The following is a 21952-nucleotide window of genomic DNA, read 5'->3' as shown; positions in this document are numbered from 1 at the left end:
CAAAACAGCTTTCATAACCTGCGGCAACTCGCGACGTTTCCAGCGCCAGCCCAAACCGCTAGAATAGAGGATTGTCACAATTCACACTGACTCACCACATGCTTAACCACCATATAAAAGGGCATTATGCGCAAGGTTTCCGCACTATTGCTGGCCTCTGAACGACGTGCGATCAGTGGTCTGGCCGGGCTTTATGCATCGCGCATGCTGGGTCTGTTTATGGTGCTGCCGGTATTGGCGCTGTATGCCGACACCCTTGAGGGTTCAACCCCGCTCTTGGTGGGCGTGGCGCTGGGTATTTATGGTTTAACCCAGGCGACGCTGCAAATTCCGTTTGGGTTACTTTCTGATCGCATTGGCCGCAAGCAGGTAATTGCCATGGGGCTGGTGATTTTTGCCCTGGGCAGCGTGATCGCGGCGCTCTCCGATAGCATTGCCGGCGTTATTGCTGGGCGAGCGCTGCAGGGCTGTGGCGCCGTAGCCGCGGCTATTATGGCACTGCTGGCGGATCAAACCCGTGAGGAGGTGCGGACTGCCGCCATGGCGACCATAGGGCTCTCTATTGGCGTGTCGTTTGCGATTGCCATGGTGTTGGGGCCGTGGCTTGCTGCCTGGGCGGGGCTGGCCGGAGTGTTCTGGTTTACTGCACTGCTAACGCTGGTAGGGCTGCTGGTGCTATGGCGCTGGGTTCCTTCAGCGCCACGGCGACGGCGACACCGTGATGTGGGCATGGACCGCCAGCAGTTTAAGAGCGTGATAACCCGCCCCGATTTATGGCGGCTGGATATGTCGATTTTTGCCCTGCATTTAGTGCTGATGGCGATATTTGTCGCGGTACCTTTTCGCCTGCTAAATGCCGGTGTGGCGATTGAGTATCATGGGCTGGCATATCTTGGCATTATGGCGCTATCGTTTGTTGCTATGGTGCCGCTGATTATTGTGGCTGAGAAGCAGCAGCGCATGCGCTTGATGTGTCTGGCAGCGATCGGCGCTATTGTGCTGAGTTTGGCGGGGCTGGGGTTGCCACTCTCGCCCAGCTACTGGCTGTTTGTATGGCTGTTTGTGTTCTTCACCGGCTTTAACTTGCTGGAAGCGACGCTACCTTCCATGCTCAGTAAGCTTGCCCCGGCGGGCGCCAAAGGAACCGCCATGGGGGTGTACTCTACCAGCCAATTTTTAGGCGCTTTTTTAGGCGGTACGCTAGGCGGCTTGCTGGCTCACTATGGCGGTCTCAATGCAGTCTTTATTGGCTGTGCTGGGCTGGCGCTATGCTGGTGGGTCGCCATGTGGCGGATGCCCGCACCACCCCCGCTCTCCAGCGAAGTAGTGGCGCTTCACGAGACCCAGGTAGACGCACTCGACCTGTTGTTAGAACATTTAGCCGATGTGGTCGGCGTGGAAGATGTCATGGTGGTGCCGGAAGAGCGCTTGGTCTATTTAAAGGTCAACCGACAGCAACTGGATCAGGCGGCGCTGAACAGACTGATGGCACCCCCAAAATCTTAATCCAGCCGTGCCTATGAAGTGTGATGGCGGTTGGCAATAAACTCTAAGCTATTAAAGGAGCGCCTTATGGCTCGCGGCATTAACAAGGTCATTTTGATTGGCAACCTCGGGCAGGATCCAGAGGTGCGTTTCACCCCCAGCGGAACCGCCGTGGCCAACTTAAACTTGGCCACCACCGATACCTGGATGGATCGCCAGAGCGGTCAGCGCCAAGAGCGCACCGAATGGCACCGTGTGGTGATGTTCAATAAAACCGCCGAAATCGCCCAGCAGTACCTGAAAAAAGGCTCCAAAGTCTATATTGAAGGGCGCCTGCAAACCCGCAAGTGGCAGGATCAAAACGGTCAAGATCGTTACTCGACGGAAATCGTCGCCAACGATATGCAAATGCTTGACGGTCGCAGCGGTGACTACCAAGGCGGTGGAGCCCCGCAAAATAACTATCCTCAGAACGCTCCTCAGAACGCTCCCCAGAACGCACCGGCTCAAAATAGCCCTGCCTCTAATAACCAAAGCGGCTATCCCCCGCAGGGTGGCGCGCCCCAGGGCGGCAATAACTACCCCGGTGGGCAGAGCCCGCAGCAGCCGCCTCGCCCCGCGCAGCCAGCGCCGCAGCAGGGCAATCAAGCGCCACAGCCCAACCAGCAGAACAGCAGCTACGGCGCCCCGGATCCGGGTAACTTCGATGACTTCGACGATGAGATCCCGTTCTGAGGGCGTTATTCGCCACGCAGCGTAGAGCTGGGCGTGATAAGGGGGAGTTGTCTTGAAGCTGCTAATATTGGATGCCGGACACTGCTTAAGCTTGGCACTGGCCCGGGAAGCAAGCCGTCGCGCCGATACAGAGTTAGTCATAGAGCATGGGACGACCATTACGCCGTCGCGCCTTGAGACGATAGCTCCTGACGCGGTGATTATCCCACCGTTAGCCCACCCACTAAATATGGCCCCAGCGGATGTGACGGCCCATGCAGATGCGGTAGATAGCTGCCTGGATGCTTGCCAATCGCAAGACGTGGCGTTGATATGGTGTGTTTCTGATCAGCTCTACGAGGACGGCTTGGAAGTCCCTATTGATGAGCATGTGGTGCCCGCGCCGCGAGATGACAGCTTGCGCCGTCTGGTTCAGACTGGTGATCGTATCCGTGCTGAGTTTCAGCGCCATTTGATTGTGCGTCTTGGCCCGCTGTTTGCGCTGGAAGGCAGCCATGCGTGGCTCAATGACATCATTGGTAACCTGGTGCTCGGGAAGGCGGTGCGCGCTGCGGAGGATGTGATTTTTTGCCCGACTTCCGCGGATGCTGTCGCCATGGCGCTGATTGGCATGCTGCAGCAGCAGGTCAGCGGTGCTGAGGCCTGGGGGGCTTATCATCTTGCTGGCACCGAACCGGTTAGCGCCTTTACCTTTACCTCCATGGTGCGAACCCAGCTGTTAACGCACCTGGAGGGCCGTGGCGAGCAGATTACCCTCGGCGAGGTTCAGCCGCTTAAACACCACCATGATGCCAAGCTGCGGCGCGTCTTAAACTGCCGCCGTGTGCTGGATGTGTTTGGCGTTCATCAGAAGCCGTGGCGTTTAGAGGCGGGGCGTATGCTGGATGCGTGGTGCTTGATCCGTGAAAATAATCGTGTCAGCGATACAGGAGCGTCGGCTTGATAAATGTGGTTCGCAGTTTGGTTTTTTATACCGGCTACTTTTTTGCTTTGCTGATGATTGGCATACTATTTTTGCCTATTGCACCGTTTCTTCCGCTGTCGGGTCGCTATCGCTTACTAAACTTGTATAACCATTTTTTAATGGTGTGGTTTCGGATTGCCTGCGGTGTACGTTACGACATTCAGGGGCGGGAAAATCTACCCAGTGGCCCCTGTGTGATTCAAGCTAATCATCAGTGTGAGTGGGAAACCGTGTTTTTGCAGGTAATGAAGCCGCCGGTATGTACCGTACTGAAACGCGAATTACTGCGCCTACCGATTTTTGGTTGGGGGTTGCGTCTGCTCCGTCCGATCAGTTTGGATCGCTCCAAGCCAGCGCGGGCGATGAAGCAAGTGCTTACACAGGGTGTCGAGCGTTTGGGTACGGGGCTTTCGGTACTGATTTTTCCGGAAGGGACGCGAGTGGATCCAGGCATCCGCAAACGCTATAACAAAAGTGGCAGCGTGGTAGCGTGTCGTGCGGGGGTGCCAGTGTTGCCGGTGGCTCACAACGCTGGCGAGCGCTGGCCAGGACGCCACTGGGTTAAGCGGCCTGGCGTACTGCGTGTGCGCATTGGTAAGCCGATTGAAACATCCGGGCGTATGCCCGATGAAGTGCTCGCAGACGTCGAAGCGTGGATTGAAGCGCAGTTACAGGAGATTTCAGACGTACCCCGGCCTACCTCTCGATAACCGCCTTATGTTGATACGCGACGCCTGTACATAAAAGCCTAAGCACAAAAACGGCGCCCACTGGGCGCCGTTTTTATGGTCGTAATGCGAAGTAGCGTTAGTCGTTGAAACGCTGGAAGACTAAACACGCATTGGTGCCGCCAAAGCCGAAGCTATTCGACAAGGCGCGCTCTATCGTTACGTCATCGCGGCGTTCGGTGACAATATCAAAGCCGTCGGCCTGCTCATCCAAATCGGTGATATTCGCCGAAGCAGCAACAAAGTTATGCTGCATCATCAGTAGCGAATAGATCGCTTCCTGTACACCGGTAGCCCCCAGGGAGTGGCCGGTGAGCGATTTAGTCGAACTCATGGCGGGCGTTGTATTGCCAAACACTTTGCGTATGGCTTTGAGCTCGGCAACATCGCCTACGGGCGTCGAAGTGCCGTGGGTATTGATATAGTCAATGGCGCCATCGACCGTTGCCATCGCCTGACGCATGCAGCGCATCGCCCCTTCGCCCGAAGGAGCAACCATATCATGGCCGTCAGAGGTCGCGCCGTAACCCACCAGCTCGCCGTAGATCTTGGCACCGCGGGCTTTAGCGTGTTCAAGCTCTTCCAACACCAACATGCCACCGCCACCGGCGATAACAAAGCCGTCGCGGGCCTGGTCGTAAGGACGTGAAGCCTGCTCTGGGGTGTCGTTGTAGTGGGTAGAGAGCGCGCCCATGGCATCAAACAGGCAAGAGAGCGTCCAGTGTTCCTCTTCGCCGCCACCGGCAAACACTACATCCTGTTTGTTAAGCTGAATTTGCTCCATCGCGCTGCCAATACAGTGCGCGGAGGTCGCGCAGGCAGAAGAGATAGAATAATTGACGCCTTTGATTTTAAACGGCGTTGCCAGACAGGCGGACACGGTGCTGCCCATTGTCCGGGTAACGCGGTAAGGGCCAACACGGCGCAGGCCTTTGTCACGTAGCACATCAGCCGCTTCAACCTGGTTAGCACTTGAAGCACCGCCGGAGCCGGCAATCAGGCCAGTACGTTCGTTGGAAACCTGTTCTTCGCTCAGTCCCGCGTCTTCGATGGCCTGGGCCATAGAGACATACGCATAGGCAGCCGCATCGCCCATAAAGCGGCGCAGTTTGCGGTCGATGAGTGCGTCAAGATCAATATCGACGCTGCCTGCCACATGGCTACGAAAGCCTCGCTCGGCATACTCTTCCTTAAAACGAATACCGCTACGCCCAGTTTTGAGCGCGTCCAGGACCTGTCGTTGGTCGTTGCCAAGGCACGATACGATGCCAAGGCCGGTGACTACCACTCGTCGCATGGGAGCCTCCTGTTCAGAAATTCGCAGTGGAGGTAAAAAGGCCAACGCGCAGATCATTAGCCTGATAAATGTCGCGTCCGTCAACGGTTACTGTACCGTCGGCGATACCCAAGATAAGACGCCGGGTAATAATACGCTTAATATTAATGCTATAGGTCACTTTCTGTGCATCCGGCAGAATCTGTCCGCTGAATTTAACCTCGCCGCAGCCAAGCGCACGTCCGCGACCTGGGTGGCCTAGCCAGCCCAAATAAAACCCGACTAGCTGCCACATGGCGTCTAATCCTAAACAGCCAGGCATGACGGGGTCACCGGGAAAGTGGCAGTCAAAGAACCACAAATCAGGCGTGATATCCAGCTCGGCGATCAGCTCGCCCTTGCCATGCTCACCGCCTTCTTCGTGAATATGCTTGATGCGATCAAGCATCAGCATGTTAGGAGCCGGGAGCTGTGCATTTCCAGGGCCGAATAATTCGCCGCGCGAGCAGGCCAGTAGTTCTTCGCGATCAAAGGAATGTTGCTTGGTCACTGAATCGTTCCGAATATCAAATTGGTTGTAGGGCTAGTCTACTTCCCGAAACCGCCGAATGCACGTAACTGACTATTTATCGTCCATAACTTGAGATTTTGGCGGATTGGCCGATAGCACTATAGTGGGCAGCTTGGATAAACAGCTGCCGATTGTGCACAATAAATGTTCCATTGCCGTAATATATAGCATTCACGTTTCTTATTAGGCGGCATGATCAGCATGGCACCTAACGCTAATTTTTATCTAGGTTAATTTGTATAGGGTATAGCGAATCGCCATGTGGCTTCCTGTTTCTCTTAATCGCCCGTTAGTTTGGGTCGCACTGACGGCGCTTCCCGCTTGTGTTTGGATACCCGATGCGATGCTACGCCTGGTGGCTACCACGCTAGTCGCGCTTGGGTTGTGGGACGCCTGGAAGCAAGTGCGTCAACAGCGGCTACGCCTGCGACTGTCGCAAGATACGTTAAGGCTCGCCAGCGATGCCATGGTGATTACCGATGCGCAAAATCGCGTTCTGGTGGTTAATCCAGCATTTACCGAAATTACTGGCTACGCAAGCCAAGAGATTCAGGGCCTGAAACTGGAGACGCTGGCAGCACCGCGTCATGACAAAGCATTCTATCAAACGTTTTGGAGCACGCTGAAAAGTACCGGCCGTTGGGAAGGTGAAATGTGGAGCCGACGTAAACACGGCGACGAGTACCCCGAGTGGCTAAAAGTCCGCGCTGTGACCGATAAACGCGGCAACATTACCCATTTTATTCATCTGTTTACCGATATATCGGCACAAAAAGCCCGTGATCGCGATTTACGTCGTATTGGCTATGAGGACCCACTCACTGGGCTGCCCAATCGCCGCCGCCTTCATGATCTACTTGCTTCACGGCTGCGCAATTTACGCGCGGGTGAGAGCCTGGACATGGCGTTGGTGGATATCGATGGGTTGAAGTCAGTCAACGACAGCCTGGGCGTTGAACAGGGTGATCGTTTGCTGGCACGCTTTGCCCAGCGGCTAACTGGCTTCGTAGCCGGCAGCGTAGTAGGGAGGCTGGGCGGCGATGAGTTTATGGTGATCCGCACCACCACCTTTGACGATCACGACCAGTGGGTAGCTACCCTGCGCGAGCATATGAGTCGGCCTTTTGAAATTAACGACCACTCGTTGCGCTTAGGACTCACGATCGGCAGCTGTCGCGTGCCGGAAGATGGTAACGAGTCAGGTGTGCTTTTCCAGCGTTTAGAGTCGGCGCTTTACAGCGCCAAACGTCTGGGGCGTAACTTAAGCCAGCGCTTTCGTCCAGCGCTGGATCAGCAGGATAACCCTCAACTGGCACTGGTCAGCGATCTACGCGCGGCGCTTATTTCTGGTGACCAGTTGGAGCTGCATTATCAAACCCAGCATGAGCCTGGCAGTGGCGAGCTGGTGGGGATGGAGGCGCTATTGCGCTGGCGCCACCCCAAGAACGGCATGATTTCCCCGGGTGACTTTATTCCGTTGGCCGAGCGGCACGGTTTAATGAGCCAACTAGGTGCCTGGGTGATCGAAAAAGCCTGTGCTCAGCAGGCCCACTGGCGTAACAGCGCCATGCCCAAGTTGACGATTTGGGTCAATATTTCGGCGCTGCAGCTGTTTCAAGGCGATCTGGAGAGCCAGCTGACGACCTGCCTAAAACGTTACCAGTTGAAGCCTTCGCAAATTGGCTTGGAGCTGACGGAATCAGTGCTGCTCGACGAGCGTGCGGGGGATATGGGGCCACGCCTACAGGCGCTGCGTGACCAAGGCTTTGCGATTGCCATCGACGACTTTGGAACGGGCTATTCGTCGCTTGGCTACTTAAAACGCTTGCCGGTGGACAAAATTAAACTCGATCGGGCGTTCATTAAAGAGTTGCCCCACGATCAGGCAGACGCCTCGATTGTTAAGGCAGTCTTGGCGATGGCAGAAGGTATGGGGCTAGGGGTGATTGCTGAAGGTGTTGAAACCAAAGAGCAGTGTCAGTTCTTGGTTAATGCCGGGTGCACGTCCGTACAGGGGTTCTATTTTGCCCGGCCGCTATCCGCCGCTGAGTTGGAACAACGTCTGGTGCCCACACCAGTCACTGCTCCTTCAGAGGGTTGAAATAGCTAATACCCACACAAATTATCGCCCAAATGAGCGCCTGAACGGGGAGTAACCAAGCAGCCAGGGTCACCTCCGCCATTAGCGCTCCGCCGTAATAAGAGAGTGGGCCGCTAATCGCGCCACACAGCGCGGCTAGCAATGGGTAACGCCACAGCCATGCAAGCGAGTGATAGACCAGGGTGGCAAACAGCGGCCAAAGCATCCACAGCCACAGCGGCAAAAGCCCCAGCGCCTGCGTTTGATCGTTAAAATCGAAGCCTCCAAGCAGCTGCAAACCGCCATCAATCAACAGCCCCAGCAGCGCAAATCCGGCGATAAATCGCCACTCTCCGGGCCGCGCGCAACGCCATAGGTGCCAGGCCAATAGGCTGCAGCCTGCTATGGCGGCAACCCATGAACCGCCAAGCACACACAGTAGCCAGCCAGCCTCAAAGCGCAGGGCATTTAACACCAGCGCCTGCCAATTGCGTGATGCCATTTAGAGCGCGCCGGTTAGCGGAACGGGCTTCGCCGCAGGTTTAGCCAGCAGTAAGTGGCAAGTGCCAATGGAGCGTTCAGTAAAGCCGCCCTCGCAGTAGCACAGGTAGTAGCGCCACATGCGGATAAAACGCTCATCGTAGCCCAGCGTTCGCACCTGCTCCAGGCTGGCTTCGAAGCGGTGGCGCCACTCGCGTAAGGTACGCGCATAATGCGGGCCAATTTCATCCAGCGCGACCACGTTTAGCGATGTTTTACGCATAACACTGGTTAACATGGCGTGGTGCGAGGGCAGGAAGCCGCCTGGAAAAATGTAGCGCTTGATAAAATCCATGTCGCGTTTAGCTTCTTCAAAGCGCTGGTCGCGGATGGTGATGGCTTGCAGCATGGCTTGCCCATCGTCGGTGAGCAGGCTATCCAGCTTGTTAAGGTAGGTATCGAGATACTGATGCCCCACTGCTTCTATCATCTCCACCGAAATGAGCCGGTCATAGCGGCCGGTCAATTCACGATAATCCTGTTTAAGCAGGGTAATTCTATCTTCTAATCCCTCTTCCCTAATACGCTGAGCGGTATGGGCGTGCTGCTCATCCGAAATGGTCGTGGTGGTGACACGGCAGCCGCGGGTTTTGGCGGCGTGAATCGCTAACCCTCCCCATCCGGTACCAATCTCTAACAGGTGATGCTCGGGCTGTACATCAAGCTTTTCAAGCATTAAATCAAGCTTATAGGTAGAGGCCTCTTCCAAGCTGGCTTCCGGATAGGGGAAAACGGCGCTTGAATACATCCAGTGGTGGCGATCCAGAAATGTCGAAAATAGATCGTTGCCAATATCGTAGTGGGCGGCAATATTGCGTTTCGAGCCGCTTAGGCTGTTGCGCTGAAAGCGGTAGGCGGCGCCCAATACCCACCGGGCAAAGCGGGCACTGCCGTTCTCCATTTTAGTATTCACCTGCTCAAGGTTAGCGGCGAACAGGCGCACCAAGGCGACCAGATCATCGGCGTCCCAGTCGTTGTCCATATACGATTCGGCTGCGCCGACGGTGCCGCCAAAGGCGAGGCGTTTCCAGGCACGGGAATGGCGTATCACCACGGTCACTTGCAGCGGGCCTTGCTGACCTAAGTGATGACACTGGTTGCCTTCAATCAGAGTGATACGACCGCCACGAAAGGTGTCCAGTTGGGCCATCAGGCGTGGCTTCAGCCACTTGGTTAAGCGGTCTTGGGCAACCAGCTGAAGGTTGGGGGGCGTAGAACGCAGGGTCGTCACTTTGAAGTCTCCTTGCGCTTGGGGTGGTTATAAACGGGCACGCGCTTCAGCCACAGGCGAAGTGCTTCAAAATGAATACCCGTAATGGTTTTCAGGCTCATCCATGGCTGGCGAGCCAAGGTTTTTAGCAACGCGCCACGGGTGGCGGGAGAGGCGTCAAGGGTCAACGTGGCATCAAAATGGCACTGCTGATCCTGCCAGTTTTCCATATGCAGAAAGAGCTTTTCGCCGGGGGCATTAAATTTCCAGCGGTAGCTCATCTCCATGGGGTTAAACGGCGAGACGTGGAGATCTTTAGCGAAACGCGCTTGGTGGCTATGGCGTGAGGGATCCACAGCGCTGGCGTAGCAGGTGCGCTCACGCCAGGGCATATTGGTGACTTCACTTAAAACGGCTGTTAGGCGCCCCAGATGGTCGTAGGCATAGTAGACGGAAATAGGGTTAAACATGCAGCCCAGCGTGCGTAGCTGGGTAAGCACGCAGATACGGCCATTAGGTGCGCTGCCCAACTGACGAATAAGCTCTTCGCGCACGGCGGTTTTGAGCGGGCGATCAACCGGGCCCAGATAGTCTTCGCGGCGAAAGCGTGCCAACGCAGGGCGGCGCGCACTAAAGCCGGGTACCTTGTCGAACAGGTCGGGCAGTTCATCCAGGTCCAGCCACGCCATCCATAGCTGATAACTAAAGGCGTGGGATTTGGGCGTAAAGCGCCGGTGGCGCAGGGTGCCTCGGTAGATACGCGACCGCGGCATGGCAGTTAATTCAGTCATCATTGCGGTCATCATCCCAGCCCCTCGACGCCCTGGGGCGTTAGCAGTTCATGGGCAGGTAGCGCGGAAGGTTCTGCAGGCGGCGGGGCAGCTTCATCACAGCCTAATGCCTGGGCCACTCGCAGCGCACTCCACACGCCGTCTTCGTGGAAGCCGTTACGCCAATAGGCGCCGCAAAAGTGGGTGCGATGGGCCGTAGACGATATCTCCGCGTGGCGCGCCTGGGCCGCTTGACCAGCCAAAGTGAACTGCGGGTGAGCGTAGATATAGCGGCCAAGCACCTTGCTGGGGTCAATGCTGGCACTGTCGTTTAAGGTGACACAAAACGTGGTGTCACTGTCTATCCGTTGGAGAATATTCATGTCATAAGTGACCGATACGCGTGCTTCGCTGTCGCGTTGATCAAGACGATAATTCCAGCTCGCCCAGGCGCGCTTGCGCCGCGGTAGCAGGGCGATGTCGGTATGCAGCACCACCTCGTTATCCTGGTAGGGCATAGCGCCAAGAATTTCCTGCTCGGCGCTGCTGGCGTCGCCCAGCATGGCCAGTGCCTGGTCGCTGTGGCAGGCGAGCACCACCTGGTCAAAGCGCTGGGAGCCAGAGGACGTGGTGATAACAACGCCGGTGCTGTCGCGGGTAATCCGGGTGACCGGCGAATTGAGGTGAATGCGCGATGCGTAGGGCGCCGTTAGGCTGGCAATATAGCTCTTCGAGCCGCCCAATAGGGTGTACCACTGGGGGCGGTGGTTGACCGATAGCAGGCCATGATTACGGAAAAAACGCACAAAAAACGCCAGCGGGAAGGCGCGTAGATCGCTGATGCTGGCCGACCAAATGGCGGCCCCCATGGGCAGTAAGTAGCGCTGCTGAAAGTCACGATTGTAGTGATGCTGGTCGAGATACTCCCCCAACGTCATGTGGGCAGGCAGTTGCTCGCTCTCAAGCGCTTTTGTGGCTTGTTTATTAAAGCGCAGAATATCGCCCAGCAGGCGATAGAACGAGGGGTTGAACAGATTGCGTCGCTGGGCAAACAGTGACCCTAACGTATGGCCGTTATACTCAAAATCCCGGGCTGTTTCATGAACTGAAAAGCTCATTTCGGTGGCTTGTGAGGCGACGCCCAGGGTGGCCATCAGGCGCTGAAAGTGCGGGTAGGTCCAGTCGTTAAAGACAATAAAGCCGGTATCAATCGCGTAAGGCCGCCCTTCAACGTTCACATCCATGGTGGCGGTATGACCACCGAGGCGTGATTCCGACTCAAACAGCGTGACCTCATGCTGGGCTGAGAGGTACCAGCCTGCTGCCATGCCGCTAATCCCACTGCCAACAATGGCAATACGCTGTGATGCTCCAGAGCTTTGTGATGCCATTGCGCTCATGACGACTCCTTTTGGCTGCGGGTCATGCGCAGGCCAACCTGGCGGCGCAGAGCGGGAGGCAAAATGCCCAGCAATTTGACCAGATAGGTAAACCGGTGTGGGAAGTGGATATCCAGCCTACCCTTCACCAGCCCCGCGATAATGGCATCGGCTGCTTGCTCTGCCGTTACCTGCATCGGCATAGGGAAGTCGTTACGTTCGGTGAGCGGCGTTTTCACAAAGCCAGGATGGATAAGGCTGACCTCTATGCCCTCCTGATCAAGGTCTAAGCGCAGCGACTCCAAAAAGTAACTCACCGCGGCTTTAGACGCCCCATAGGCTTCCGCACGGGGTAACGGTAAATAGGCCGAAGCGCTGGAGGTGGCGGCTAAGCGAGCCGGGAGGCCCTCTTTGCGCGCCGCGCGTAGTAGCGGCAGTGCGGCTTCGACGCCGTATAAAGTACCGAATAGGTTAGGTTTAAAAACGCGCTCGACTAAATCCATATCGAACTGCTGAGCATTTAGGTATTCGCAGGTGCCCGCGTTAAAGAGCGCCAAATTTAACGCCCCGAGCTGTTCATGAATGTCGTTACCCGCCTTGAACACTGCTTGACGGTCGCTGATATCTAGCGGGAGAGGGTGGGCATTGGGGTGGCCACGGCACAGTTCTTCGAGAGCTTCAGCGTTGCGTGCGCTAAGCACTACTTGGTGGCCTTGGGCGATAAGTTTGCGCGCCAGCGCCTTACCAATACCTGATGTGGCACCGGTTAACCAAATGCGTTGGGGCGTTTTCCATGTACCCATCGAGTCTCCTAGTGCGCCTCGCCGTGATGTTTAAACTGTGATGTTAAAACTGTGATGTTAAAACCTAGGCAAGACGTTTTTTTAACCAGCGAATGGCGCTGCCCATCAACGGTAACTGCTCGTAGAGCATGGCGCCCGCATCAAAGTAGTCGCGTTGGCGCTGAACGCGCCCTTCATCAGCAAAAGTAAGCGCACTACAGCCTTCAACCTCTACCGGTTTGCCACCTGCCAAGCGCGGATGGATAAACGTCATGGTCCAGGTAACGAACGCTTGCTGACCCTGTAACTGCTGAGTGTGATAATGGAACTGGCACTGCTCAACATTTTCATACATGGTTGAAAAATAACGCTCTAACGCTTCGCGGCCTTCGATCTTATGCAGCGGATCGCTAAAAACAATATCTTCAGTATATACCTCGTATAGTTTTTCTGTACAGGTATTGTCTAGTTTATTGAAAAAGGTGCAGAACGCCTCTAGCGCCTCTGGCTCAGCCATGACGGTTTCCTTTCTTTATGCAGTAATGTAGTCGCTAACCAGAGGGATATTTAGACAGTGATTTAAACGCCTCTAAGGCGCGCTGGCGAGCCGCTTTGTGGTCGACAATGGGGGCCGGGTAATTAATATCGGTGAGTAGGTCTTGTGGCGGCGCATGGCGCGCCTTGGCGGGCAGCTCAGCAAGTTCAGGAAGCCAATGGGCAATAAACTCACCCTCAGCGTCAAAGCGAGTGGACTGGGTGGTAGGGTTAAAAATGCGAAAGTAAGGGGCGGCATCGGTACCCGTTGAGGCTGCCCACTGCCAGCCGCCGTTGTTGGCGCAAAATTCGCCGTCAATTAGGTGGCGCATAAAAAAGGCTTCGCCGCGGCGCCAATCAATCAGCAGGTGCTTGCTTAAAAACATAGCAGTGATCATGCGCAGCCGGTTGTGCATCCAGCCGGTCGCCACTAACTGGCGCATAGCGGCATCAACAATGGGATAGCCCGTTTGACCCTCACACCAAGCTTGAAAGCCTTCATTATCGTCGCGCCACGCTAACTGCTTCGTGTGTTCTTGGAAGGGTTGGTAGCGACACACTTGAGGAAAGCCCACCGCTACGTGCTGATAAAATTCCCGCCAGACCAGCTCGTTGACCCAGGTCGTAAGGCCGATATCGCCATCGGCTAAATTTCCGCCGTTCTCAGCCATGACTGCTTGTAAACACTGGCGATGGGAGATCACACCGAGCGCCAAGTAGGGCGATAGCTCGCTGGTGCCGCGTACCTTAGGCAGGTCGCGCTGGGCGCTATAGTGTCGGCCACGAAAGCGCAGAAAGCGCGCTAAGTTATCCGCCGCGGCATTTTCACCGGCAGGCCATAGCTGCCCATTAACCGGGGTGCTATCAAGCGTAGGCAGTTCAGGCAGCGAGTCGCTTTGAATACCCAGCGGCGCTTGAACCTGTGGTGTCGCGCGCAGTGCCAACTGGTCAGCGCTGACCTGCTTGTGCCACGCCTTAGAGAACGGTGTAAATACCCCGTAGTAGTCGCCTTTGCCGGTTAGCAGGCTGCCGGGGGCAAACGCTACGGCGTCGTGGTAGCCATGGGCGGCAATATCGGCCTGTTTAAAGGCGTCCTGCACAGTCTGATCGCGGCGGCGCTCATTGAGGGCGTATTCGTGATTGAAGTGCAACTGCTCAACATCATATTCGCGAGCTATTTCAAGCAGCGCCTCGGGTGCCTGGTCATAGCGTTCAATATCGCGATGCAGCAGCGGAATATTCAAACCGTTGAGCGCGGTTTTAACGGCAGCGACTCCCCGCATCCAAAAATCCAGCTTATTAGCGCCGTGGCCATGTGCTTGCCACTGAGGAATGCTGCGCAGAAACACCGCTATCACAGGGCCCTGAGCCGCGGCGGCGGCGAGGGCGCTGTTGTCGTCAATGCGCAGGTCGCTGCGCAGCCAAACCAACTGACGTTTCATAGACTTTTCTGTCATAGGGGGCTCCTGCGGCACAAAAAAATGGCCGGTCGCCACATGGGCGAACGGCCAGGATAAAAGCGTGCTGGTTAGAGTACGCCCGACTCGCGTAATAGCGGGCGCAAACGGGCAATGGCCTGGGGCAAGTCATCGCCGAGCATATGCACCGGGCCATCGCGGAGGTCGCTTTCGCGCAGGCGCGCCACCTCACCGCATACGCCAATGGGCACATTAAGCGTCTCGGCCGCCTTGGGCAGCGCTTGGTTAATATAGCTATCGCTCTCCCGCTGACCGCTAGAGAGCAGCACCATCGATGAGTGCAGCCGTGCCACGGCCTGGGGGAGATCCTCCAGCGGCAGCGAGTGGTCAAGCATCTGCACCCGGTAGCCCTGTTCGCTGGCCATCAGCGCCGACATCAGCACCCACAGCGGGCCGGGATCATCGGGCATGGCATTGAGCAGAATCAGCGGGCCCCGAGTGGCCTGGTTGGCGTAGTGCAAGCGAATGCCCACCTGGCTGCGCAGGAACGCTTCCAAGGTGCGGCGAACTAACTGATCCGCTTGAACGGCCCACTTGGCCTCTAAGGTCAAGATAACCGGCTGCCAGAGCTCGTTGATAGCAATGCTCAGCGGGTAGAGGGCCAAGCTCTGGTGATAAAACGCCTCCAGTTTGGCAAGATCCAAGGCTTCGATAATGGCCTGCAGCTGCTGGCGCTGGCTCGCCCAATCACCGGCATCCGGGGTCGGCGTCTCAATTGTTTCTGGCTGGTCAAGCAAGTCGGCGACTTGACTGACCGGCACACCACGATTGAGCCACTGCAGGATGCGTTCGATGCGGGTGATGTCGTCCTGAGCGTATAGACGATGACCTTTCGGAGTGCGCTGGGGGCGAATTAGCCCGTAGCGTCGTTCCCAGGCTCGCAGCGTCACCGAATTCACCCCTGTTAAGCGAGAAACCTCGCGTATCGGATAGAGTGGCGTATCGGGTGGGTGGGTCGCCTTAAGACTCATGGGCGCCAGTACCTCTTCGTTAACTGCAGCGCGGCGCTGCAGGGAGCTGACGTTGTTCGCCGCGGCCAAGGTGATTCATGTTCCATTTAAAGATTGCCTGATTTAAAAACTAAACATTAGCACGATACTGTATGCCCATTTGTACAACTTGTCGCTACCCGGTACAACCTTTATAGGAATCCTTCTTAATCATTTAAGCCCCGTGCTTAATGAGCCGACCGGCCTACTAGTGCTTCTCCTAAATGGTGACCGGATAGCCAGGCGTCCTCAATGCGACCGTCACGGAAGCTGTCACCGCATAGGGCCAAACCGTTCGCACTGTATAAGTAATCATGCTCGCTGGAGGTTGATGGCTGCGCATAGCGCCAGCGATGAGCGCCCGTTTCAATCAGCGGGGGGAGCGTGGCTGAAGGGGGGAAAATACTTTTCAGGGCGTTTAAAAGTTGTTCTGCCACCATCTCGGCAGACTGCTCTAAATGGGCTTCGCTCCACTCAAGCTGCGCCAGCAGGCTGACGCTTTCAGTCTGCGCGTCGCGACCTGGTTTGGTTTGATTGCGAGATACTATATTAAGAACTGGGTACAGGACTGGATGCGCGAAACGTGCCATCTGCCAGTCTTGGTCAACACCGGGGATGGCGGGAAGCGGCCCGTCAAAAATCGCCCATCCCACCCAGCAGGCACGCTGTTTTCGGGTCAGGCACGCCGCTGCTAAAGCGTCGTCCCATGGTTTGACCAGCGCATGGGTCTGGGGAGGCGGCGCGCTAATCACGATCTGGTCATAAGGCCCGTGGTGAACTCCGTCAGCACCTACTAGCATCCACCCGTTGGGCGAGGGGTTGAGCGCCGCGATGGGCGTGCCGGTATGCAGCTCGGCATTGGGTTGGGCCGTTAGCGAATCGGCCATATGCCGTGTCAAAGCGCTCATTCTGGGCGCACCGGTGTAGCGCTTTTGGCCATCATTGTGCGCCTGCCAACCGCGTGAACTAGCCTGATAGGTACGGGTCGGCCAGGCGGCAATGCAGCCAGCGGCAAGCCACTCATCGACCGCGCGTTGAAAATCCACGTCGCGCACGCTAAATGCCTGAGCGCCTAAATCAAGCGTCGCGCTAGGCCTGCGTTTACTCGACATACGCCCACCGGGGCCGCGGGCTTTATCAAATAGCGTGACGCTGGCGCCGCTGCTGGCCACTACTTGCCCACAGGCAAGTCCTGCGATGCCTGCGCCGATGATAGCGACCGATTGATGGGCGGTAAACGTCGGTAGCGGTTTGACCATGAGCACTCGCAATTTGTAAAAAGAGGTCGAATTAATCACCCTAGAAGCGCATTGTAGCAGTTGTGTACAAATATCGTACAATTTAATCGCTGTTTTATTTATCAAGCTGAAGCTCTAACCAATTGCAGCTATAACTCTAGCCAAATACAGCTACAAAACAGTGCAGTTATGCATAGTACAGTTATGCATTGTGCAGTTATAAATTGTGCAGTTATAAATCGTGCAGCCATGAAGGTTTGCAACGATGCCACCTAACAGGAGCAAAACCCCATGCGCGTATTAATCACCGGAGGCAGTGGCTTTGTCGGCCAGCGACTATGCCGGCTGTTAGTTGAACAAGGCCACGAGGTGCAGGTGGTCTCCCGCTCGCCGCATCAAGTGTGGGATAGTTTGCCGAGCAGTTGCGACATTCGCGATAGCGCCCAGGCGTTTATTGAGTCGCCGCCGGACGCGTTGGTTAACCTGGCCGGTGAGTCGATTGCCGCCAAGCGCTGGAGCGATGAGCAGAAAGCTAAGCTGATTAACTCGCGGGTGGCTGCAACTGAGCAGTTGGTAGCGCTTTGCGAGCGGCTGAAAGCTAACGGCCAACCGCTGCCGAAGGTGATGGTGTCGGGTTCAGCGATGGGCTACTACGGCGATCAGGGTAAGCGCGTAGTGACCGAGGAGACCATGCCTAATGATGAGTTCGCTCATCGGCTGTGCAAAAAGTGGGAGGCCTCCGCCCGACCCATTGAGGCGATGGGCGTGCGGCTGGCGATTGTGCGCATTGGCTTGGTGCTGGAGGCGGGAGGCGGCAGCCTGGAGAAGATGCTGCCGCCGTTTAAGATGGGGTTAGGTGGACGTTTTGGTAGCGGTGAGCAGTTTATGCCGTGGATTCACCGCGACGATTTAGTCGCGGCAATCCTGTTTCTCATCAATCAAGAGGGTTTGAGCGGCGCCTTCAACGGCAGCGCCCCGCATCCGGTGACGAATGCCACCTTTACCAAAACCCTGGCCAAGCAGCTTAACCGTCCGGCGATTTTCCCTGTACCCGCTGTTATATTAAAAGCGGGCTTCGGGGAAATGTCGCGGCTACTGCTGACCGGGGCCGATATGCGCCCCGCGCGCCTGGAAGAGGCAGGATTCAGCTTCCAATACCCCACCCTCGACAAGGCGCTTGAGGCCATACTTTAAGCAACAATAGCTTAGCGGTCAGCATCAACGGTGATAATCACCCGCACGGAATCAAGCCGCAAGCGGGTGTTCTCAATCGCTTCGCTGAGCCCCTTGCGCTCATCTTTCAAGGCGTCAATTTCTGTACTGCGCACTGCCGGGTTGTGCTCGGCAAGTGCCGTTAAGCGGGCAATCTCGGTGTCCAGCTGGGCGCGCATGCGCGCTTCGGCGTTTTCGACAATGCTGGGTAGCTGGCGCTCGGCTTCGCCCTCACCCTGGGTCAGTAGTTCGCGCAACTGGTCGTGGCGGCTTTTGATTAAATCCCGGGCCAGAGATTTATTCACCTTCTGCAGGTTTTTACCCAGGCCGGTGAAGGAGATCTTGCTGGTCAGGTTGGCGCCCGATTCATCCAGCAAAATTCGCACTGCGGTAGGCGGCAGGAAGCGGTTAAGGTGCAGTTTCTTGGGCGCCGGGCAGTGGGTGCGGAACACCAGCTCGGCCATCAATCGGCCGCTGGGAATGGCGTCGTGGCTCAGCAGGGCCAGCGCCGAGTTGCCCATGGTGCCATCCAGCACGCGGCCCATCATCTCGCGCAGCAGCGGATGCTCCCAGGAGAGCCGCTGCACATCGTCACGGGCCAGTGCCTGGGTGCGGCTGTAGGTGGCGGTAAAGCCCTCTTCGCCTTTAACTAGGCCGGGTAAGCCATCGAGCATATGTTGGCTGGGCTGCAGGTGCATTAAGCCCTTGCCAATTTCCTGGCTATCCACGCCGAAGATATCCAGCGCCCGTTCCAAGTAACGTGGCAGGGCAGCGTCATCGTCGAGTTCGCGCACCGCGTCGATCACCTGTTGAGCGCGAGCGGGACGACAGGCGTTGAGCTCCAGCAGCCGGTTACGGCCCGCATCGTGTTCCGCCAACTTGGCGCTAAACATCGTACGGGTCTCGGCGATGATCTCATCAAGCGCTTCATCGTCCAGCAGGGCATCAGCCAGGGCGTCACCAAAGGCATCAAACAGCTCGTTGCCGACCCCGTGGGGGGCGCTGAAGGCGTCCATACCTTCGTGGTACCAGCGCAGCAGGCGCTCGCCGGGGCTGCCTTCAAAGGTGGGGATATGCAGCTCAATGGCGTGGCGCTGGCCGATGCGATCCAGGCGGCCGATGCGCTGTTCGAGCTGATCCGGGTGCTGGGGCATATCGAACATCACCAGGTGGCGGCAGAACTGGAAGTTGCGCCCCTCCGAGCCAATTTCCGAGCACACCAATACCTGTACGCCTTCGTCTTCATCGGCAAAGGCCGCCGCCGCGCGGTCACGCTCGATCAGCGAGAGGTCTTCGTGGAATACCGGCGCGTGGTAGCCGCCCAGCACCCGTAGCCCTTCGGCAAGGCCTTCGGCAGTTTCGCGGTGGTGGGCAATCACCAGCACTTTTTCGTTGGCGAAGCCGCTCTCGCTGTCGTCGCTAAGCTTTTCCAACAACCAGTTAACCCGCGGGTCGATGTGCCACCAATCTTCGCCGTTGAGCGGGTCATCTTTGAGCTCCCGGTAGGCCGCATCGGGATAGATCAGCACATCGGGGTGATCCATGCCGGTCTCGATCAGCAGCTCGTCGAGGTAGTCGTCGTCGCGCTCCAGGCGGCGCACCACCCGGCGGTAGGCCGAAGGTAGCGCTAACGGCGCGAGGTTTAGACGCCGTTCCGGGAAGCCGCCTACGTGGCGGCGGCTGTTGCGGAACATCACCCGCCCGGTGCCGTGGCGGTCAAGCAACGCTTCACTGAGCTGGGCGCGCGCGGCGTCCTGCTGCGCTTTGCTTGCTTCCTCGTTACACAGGATGGCCAGCAGCGCTTGGCTGTCGCGGTCATCGGCAATGGCAGATACGTGGCCGCGAGCATCAGGGTCGCCGGGCAGCGCCTCGAGGGCATCAATGGCGCGGGCCACCTCGGTGTAGTGGCTCTCTTCGGCTTTGAAGCGTTCCAGGTCGTGGTAGCGCTCGCCATCCAGCAGTCGCAGGCGGGCAAAGTGGCTCTTGATGCCCATCTGCTCGGGGGTGGCGGTGAGCAGCAGCAGGCCGGGAATCACCGCCGAGAGTTGTTCGACACAGCGATAGCCGGGGCCGCTGCCCTCTTCGCTCCAGTCGAGGTGGTGGGCTTCGTCCACAATCAGCAGGTCGAACTGGCTGGCCAGCGCCTGCTCCTGACGCTGCGGGTTGGCAAATAGCCAGCCCTGGCTGGCTAACACCAACTGCGCGCTCTCAAAGGGGTTTTCACTGCCGTGGGCCTGGCTCTGGGTTTCATCCAGTAGCGAGACGTTGAGCGAGAAGCGCCGCAGCAACTCGACCAGCCATTGGTGGGTGAGGCTGTCGGGAACCAGAATCAGCGCCCGCTCCACGCGGCCGTTGAGCAGCAGGCGGTGCAGAATAAGCCCGGCTTCGATGGTTTTACCCAGGCCGACTTCGTCTGCCAGCAGCACGCGGGGCGCATGGCGGTTGGCGACTTCATTGGCAATGTAGAGCTGGTGAGGAATCAGGTCGATGCGCGGGCCGGAGAAGCCCAGCGCGCTGTGCTGCTCAATACGCTGATAGTGGTGCAGGGTGCGAAAGCGCAAATCAAACCAGTCGTTGCGATCGACCTGGCCGGTCAGCAGGCGGTCGCGGGCCTGGTCGAACTGCATGGTGTCGGCGAGTTTGGCCTCGGGTAGTTCGCGCAGATTACCCTCTTTGTCTTCACCGATATAGGTGATCAGGCCGCCGGACTCTTTGCTGTCATCGACGATGATCTGCCAACCGTCGGCGGACAGTACGCGGTCACCACTGCCGAACATAACGCGGGTAAGCGGGGCCTGACGGGTGTTGTAGGTACGGGTTTCCTGACTGGCACTGAACAAAATGGTAACGCTACGGGCGTCGCAGTTAAGCACGGTGCCGAGCCCAAGCTCAGCTTCACCGTCGCTAATCCAGCGTTGGCCGGGAGAAAAATCGCTCATGATGCCTCGGGAGAGTCTGCAAAACGGGTCGTATGCCGCCGGTAATGAGTACCAGCGGCAACAGGGCGGGGGATTCTAACGCAAAGCAGCGGGGGGATTAAGGTGTATCGGCATCAATCTTGTAACCAGCGATCCAGCTGGGCGCGAGTAAGCTCGCCTACATGGACATCCCGGGTGTTTCCCTGGTCGTCAAACAGCACGGTGGTGGGCAATCCCGGCGCTTTAAAAAGTGCCATAAGCTGCTGGCTGGGATCTCTTAGCGCATAACGAAATTCAAGCTGCTGATCATCCAAATAGCGCACCATGGGCAGCAGGTCTTCCCCCTGGTTGGCGACCACCACGCTGACGCCATCGCGCTGGGCGGCCTCCTCAAGCAGCGGCATTTCACGCAGGCAGGGCGGGCACCAGGTGGCCCACAGGTTGACGATAATCAGATCGCCGTTTTCAGTTAGCGACGGCAGATGCACCTGGTTTCCCTCTAGATCCTCCAGGGTGACCTCGGGTAGGGCGTCCACAGCAAAGTCATTGCCCAGCGGGGCCAACGTGACCAGCACCAGCCACAGGCTGGAGGCGGCTATTAGCATCGCCATTGCGCCGCCCATCGCCAATAGCCGTGCGCGCAGCACCCAGCCCGTCCATACCAAGCCTGCGGCCATTCCCCATAGGCCGTGGTAGCCCGGTTGCCAGACCTTGAGCGCTTCCAGCGGGGCGGCGCTATAGCTCTCCAGATTGAGCACAATATGGCCCACCCGAGCGCCGACTAACCAAATAATAATAAGCCCGGTAAACCAGCGCTGTTGAGCCGGGCGTGGCAGCCCTAATAAAAACCGCGCGCAGAGCAGCAGTAGCAGCGCGCAGCCAACGGCGTAAAGGCGGGGTAGCGAAATCAGTAGCGGGCCGAGAGCAATGGCGTTCATGGCGTTCCAGTTCAGGTTTTTAACTTGGGTTTTAGCTTAGGTTTTAACATAGGTTTTAAATACAAGGTTTTAAATACAAGGTTTTAAAAACAGGTTTAAAATACGGGATTTTAGCTCATGTTTTT

The 21952-nt window shown here is 57.1% G+C and carries 19 protein-coding genes; 6 read left to right on the top strand and 13 right to left on the bottom strand.

Going from position 1 to position 21952, the window contains the following annotated elements:
• Positions 1-126 precede the first annotated feature (126 nt).
• The 4 genes from KUC_RS05070 to KUC_RS05055 all read left to right on the top strand — a co-directional run bounded on the left by KUC_RS05070 (position 127) and on the right by KUC_RS05055 (position 3894).
• Positions 127-1506, top strand: coding sequence for an MFS transporter (locus tag KUC_RS05070; protein WP_007112050.1), 1380 nt, complete (start codon positions 127-129; stop codon positions 1504-1506).
• 66 nt (positions 1507-1572) lie between these two features.
• Positions 1573-2220, top strand: coding sequence for a single-stranded DNA-binding protein (locus KUC_RS05065; protein WP_007112049.1), 648 nt, complete (start codon positions 1573-1575; stop codon positions 2218-2220).
• A gap of 52 nt (positions 2221-2272) precedes the next feature.
• Positions 2273-3163, top strand: a complete 891-nt coding sequence (locus KUC_RS05060; RefSeq protein WP_040479562.1) for a sugar nucleotide-binding protein — start codon at positions 2273-2275, stop codon at positions 3161-3163.
• Positions 3160-3894, top strand: coding sequence for a lysophospholipid acyltransferase family protein (locus tag KUC_RS05055; RefSeq protein ID WP_040479559.1), 735 nt, complete (start codon positions 3160-3162; stop codon positions 3892-3894). Before KUC_RS05060 ends, KUC_RS05055 begins: the two co-directional genes overlap by 4 nt.
• 97 nt (positions 3895-3991) lie before the next feature.
• Here the strand turns inward: KUC_RS05055 and fabB are convergent, their stop codons facing one another.
• Together fabB and fabA are read right to left on the bottom strand one after the other, a co-directional pair.
• Positions 3992-5209: a beta-ketoacyl-ACP synthase I gene (fabB, locus tag KUC_RS05050; protein WP_040479556.1), complete on the bottom strand. Its 1218-nt coding sequence runs from the start codon at positions 5207-5209 to the stop codon at positions 3992-3994.
• A 13-nt stretch (positions 5210-5222) separates the two neighbouring features.
• On the bottom strand, positions 5223-5738 hold the full coding sequence (gene fabA, locus KUC_RS05045; RefSeq protein WP_022520895.1) for a 3-hydroxyacyl-[acyl-carrier-protein] dehydratase FabA: 516 nt from the start codon (positions 5736-5738) through the stop codon (positions 5223-5225).
• 280 nt (positions 5739-6018) lie between these two features.
• Between fabA and KUC_RS05040 the strand changes: the two genes are divergently transcribed.
• On the top strand, positions 6019-7860 hold the full coding sequence (locus KUC_RS05040; RefSeq protein WP_007112044.1) for a putative bifunctional diguanylate cyclase/phosphodiesterase: 1842 nt from the start codon (positions 6019-6021) through the stop codon (positions 7858-7860).
• On the opposite strand, the gene KUC_RS05035 is transcribed toward KUC_RS05040, so the two are convergent.
• From KUC_RS05035 to KUC_RS04995, 9 genes are all read right to left on the bottom strand, one after another.
• Positions 7838-8341 (bottom strand): DUF2878 family protein, encoded by a 504-nt coding sequence (locus KUC_RS05035; protein WP_007112043.1) that lies wholly within the window; start codon positions 8339-8341, stop codon positions 7838-7840. The two genes, KUC_RS05040 and KUC_RS05035, sit on opposite strands and share 23 nt — an antisense overlap.
• Positions 8342-9610, bottom strand: coding sequence for an SAM-dependent methyltransferase (locus KUC_RS05030; RefSeq protein WP_007112042.1), 1269 nt, complete (start codon positions 9608-9610; stop codon positions 8342-8344).
• On the bottom strand, positions 9607-10395 hold the full coding sequence (locus KUC_RS05025; protein WP_007112041.1) for a DUF1365 domain-containing protein: 789 nt from the start codon (positions 10393-10395) through the stop codon (positions 9607-9609). The genes KUC_RS05030 and KUC_RS05025 overlap by 4 nt, the downstream gene beginning before the upstream one ends.
• Positions 10392-11759, bottom strand: a complete 1368-nt coding sequence (locus KUC_RS05020; RefSeq protein ID WP_007112040.1) for an NAD(P)/FAD-dependent oxidoreductase — start codon at positions 11757-11759, stop codon at positions 10392-10394. Before KUC_RS05020 ends, KUC_RS05025 begins: the two co-directional genes overlap by 4 nt.
• The gene (locus tag KUC_RS05015; RefSeq protein WP_007112039.1) at positions 11756-12541 is read right to left on the bottom strand and encodes an SDR family NAD(P)-dependent oxidoreductase; all 786 of its coding nucleotides are present in this window, start codon (positions 12539-12541) and stop codon (positions 11756-11758) included. The genes KUC_RS05020 and KUC_RS05015 overlap by 4 nt, the downstream gene beginning before the upstream one ends.
• Before the next feature lie 64 nt (positions 12542-12605).
• The gene (locus KUC_RS05010; RefSeq protein ID WP_007112038.1) at positions 12606-13037 is read right to left on the bottom strand and encodes a nuclear transport factor 2 family protein; all 432 of its coding nucleotides are present in this window, start codon (positions 13035-13037) and stop codon (positions 12606-12608) included.
• 34 nt (positions 13038-13071) lie between these two features.
• A complete protein-coding gene (gene phrB / locus KUC_RS05005; protein WP_007112037.1) occupies positions 13072-14496 on the bottom strand; it encodes a deoxyribodipyrimidine photo-lyase in 1425 nt (474 codons plus the stop codon).
• An 86-nt stretch (positions 14497-14582) separates the two neighbouring features.
• Complete coding sequence (locus KUC_RS05000) at positions 14583-15503, bottom strand: MerR family transcriptional regulator (RefSeq protein ID WP_176459022.1); 921 nt, start codon at positions 15501-15503, stop codon at positions 14583-14585.
• 206 nt (positions 15504-15709) lie between these two features.
• A complete protein-coding gene (locus tag KUC_RS04995) occupies positions 15710-16780 on the bottom strand; it encodes an NAD(P)/FAD-dependent oxidoreductase (RefSeq protein ID WP_007112035.1) in 1071 nt (356 codons plus the stop codon).
• A 270-nt stretch (positions 16781-17050) separates the two neighbouring features.
• Between KUC_RS04995 and KUC_RS04990 the strand changes: the two genes are divergently transcribed.
• Entirely contained in the window at positions 17051-17953 is a 903-nt protein-coding gene (locus KUC_RS04990; RefSeq protein WP_007112034.1) for a TIGR01777 family oxidoreductase, read from the top strand.
• 11 nt (positions 17954-17964) lie between these two features.
• On the opposite strand, the gene rapA is transcribed toward KUC_RS04990, so the two are convergent.
• Both rapA and KUC_RS04980 read right to left on the bottom strand, forming a co-directional pair.
• On the bottom strand, positions 17965-20910 hold the full coding sequence (gene rapA / locus KUC_RS04985) for an RNA polymerase-associated protein RapA (protein WP_007112033.1): 2946 nt from the start codon (positions 20908-20910) through the stop codon (positions 17965-17967).
• A gap of 113 nt (positions 20911-21023) precedes the next feature.
• Positions 21024-21827, bottom strand: a complete 804-nt coding sequence (locus KUC_RS04980; protein ID WP_007112032.1) for a TlpA disulfide reductase family protein — start codon at positions 21825-21827, stop codon at positions 21024-21026.
• Positions 21828-21952 lie beyond the last annotated feature (125 nt).

Origin of the sequence: Vreelandella boliviensis LC1, from assembly GCF_000236035.1 — a bacterium.
Lineage (GTDB): Bacteria > Pseudomonadota > Gammaproteobacteria > Pseudomonadales > Halomonadaceae > Vreelandella > Vreelandella boliviensis.
The sequence above is the reverse complement of the archived record's forward strand: the minus strand, read 5'-3'. Positions and strand labels throughout refer to the sequence as shown.

Bases quoted from the DNA above. Each gene is read 5' to 3' on its own strand.
- KUC_RS05065 (WP_007112049.1), top strand. From the start codon at position 1,573: ATGGCTCGCGGCATTAACAAGGTCATTTTGATTGGCAACCTCGGGCAG.
- KUC_RS05025 (WP_007112041.1), bottom strand. From the start codon at position 10,395: ATGATGACCGCAATGATGACTGAATTAACTGCCATGCCGCGGTCGCGT.
- KUC_RS05000 (WP_176459022.1), bottom strand. From the start codon at position 15,503: ATGAGTCTTAAGGCGACCCACCCACCCGATACGCCACTCTATCCGATA.
- KUC_RS05010 (WP_007112038.1), bottom strand. From the start codon at position 13,037: ATGGCTGAGCCAGAGGCGCTAGAGGCGTTCTGCACCTTTTTCAATAAA.
- KUC_RS05035 (WP_007112043.1), bottom strand. From the start codon at position 8,341: ATGGCATCACGCAATTGGCAGGCGCTGGTGTTAAATGCCCTGCGCTTT.
- rapA (WP_007112033.1), bottom strand. From the start codon at position 20,910: ATGAGCGATTTTTCTCCCGGCCAACGCTGGATTAGCGACGGTGAAGCT.
- KUC_RS04980 (WP_007112032.1), bottom strand. From the start codon at position 21,827: ATGAACGCCATTGCTCTCGGCCCGCTACTGATTTCGCTACCCCGCCTT.
- KUC_RS05040 (WP_007112044.1), top strand. From the start codon at position 6,019: ATGTGGCTTCCTGTTTCTCTTAATCGCCCGTTAGTTTGGGTCGCACTG.
- KUC_RS04990 (WP_007112034.1), top strand. From the start codon at position 17,051: ATGCGCGTATTAATCACCGGAGGCAGTGGCTTTGTCGGCCAGCGACTA.
- KUC_RS05070 (WP_007112050.1), top strand. From the start codon at position 127: ATGCGCAAGGTTTCCGCACTATTGCTGGCCTCTGAACGACGTGCGATC.
- KUC_RS04995 (WP_007112035.1), bottom strand. From the start codon at position 16,780: ATGGTCAAACCGCTACCGACGTTTACCGCCCATCAATCGGTCGCTATC.
- fabB (WP_040479556.1), bottom strand. From the start codon at position 5,209: ATGCGACGAGTGGTAGTCACCGGCCTTGGCATCGTATCGTGCCTTGGC.
- KUC_RS05015 (WP_007112039.1), bottom strand. From the start codon at position 12,541: ATGGGTACATGGAAAACGCCCCAACGCATTTGGTTAACCGGTGCCACA.
- KUC_RS05020 (WP_007112040.1), bottom strand. From the start codon at position 11,759: ATGAGCGCAATGGCATCACAAAGCTCTGGAGCATCACAGCGTATTGCC.
- phrB (WP_007112037.1), bottom strand. From the start codon at position 14,496: ATGAAACGTCAGTTGGTTTGGCTGCGCAGCGACCTGCGCATTGACGAC.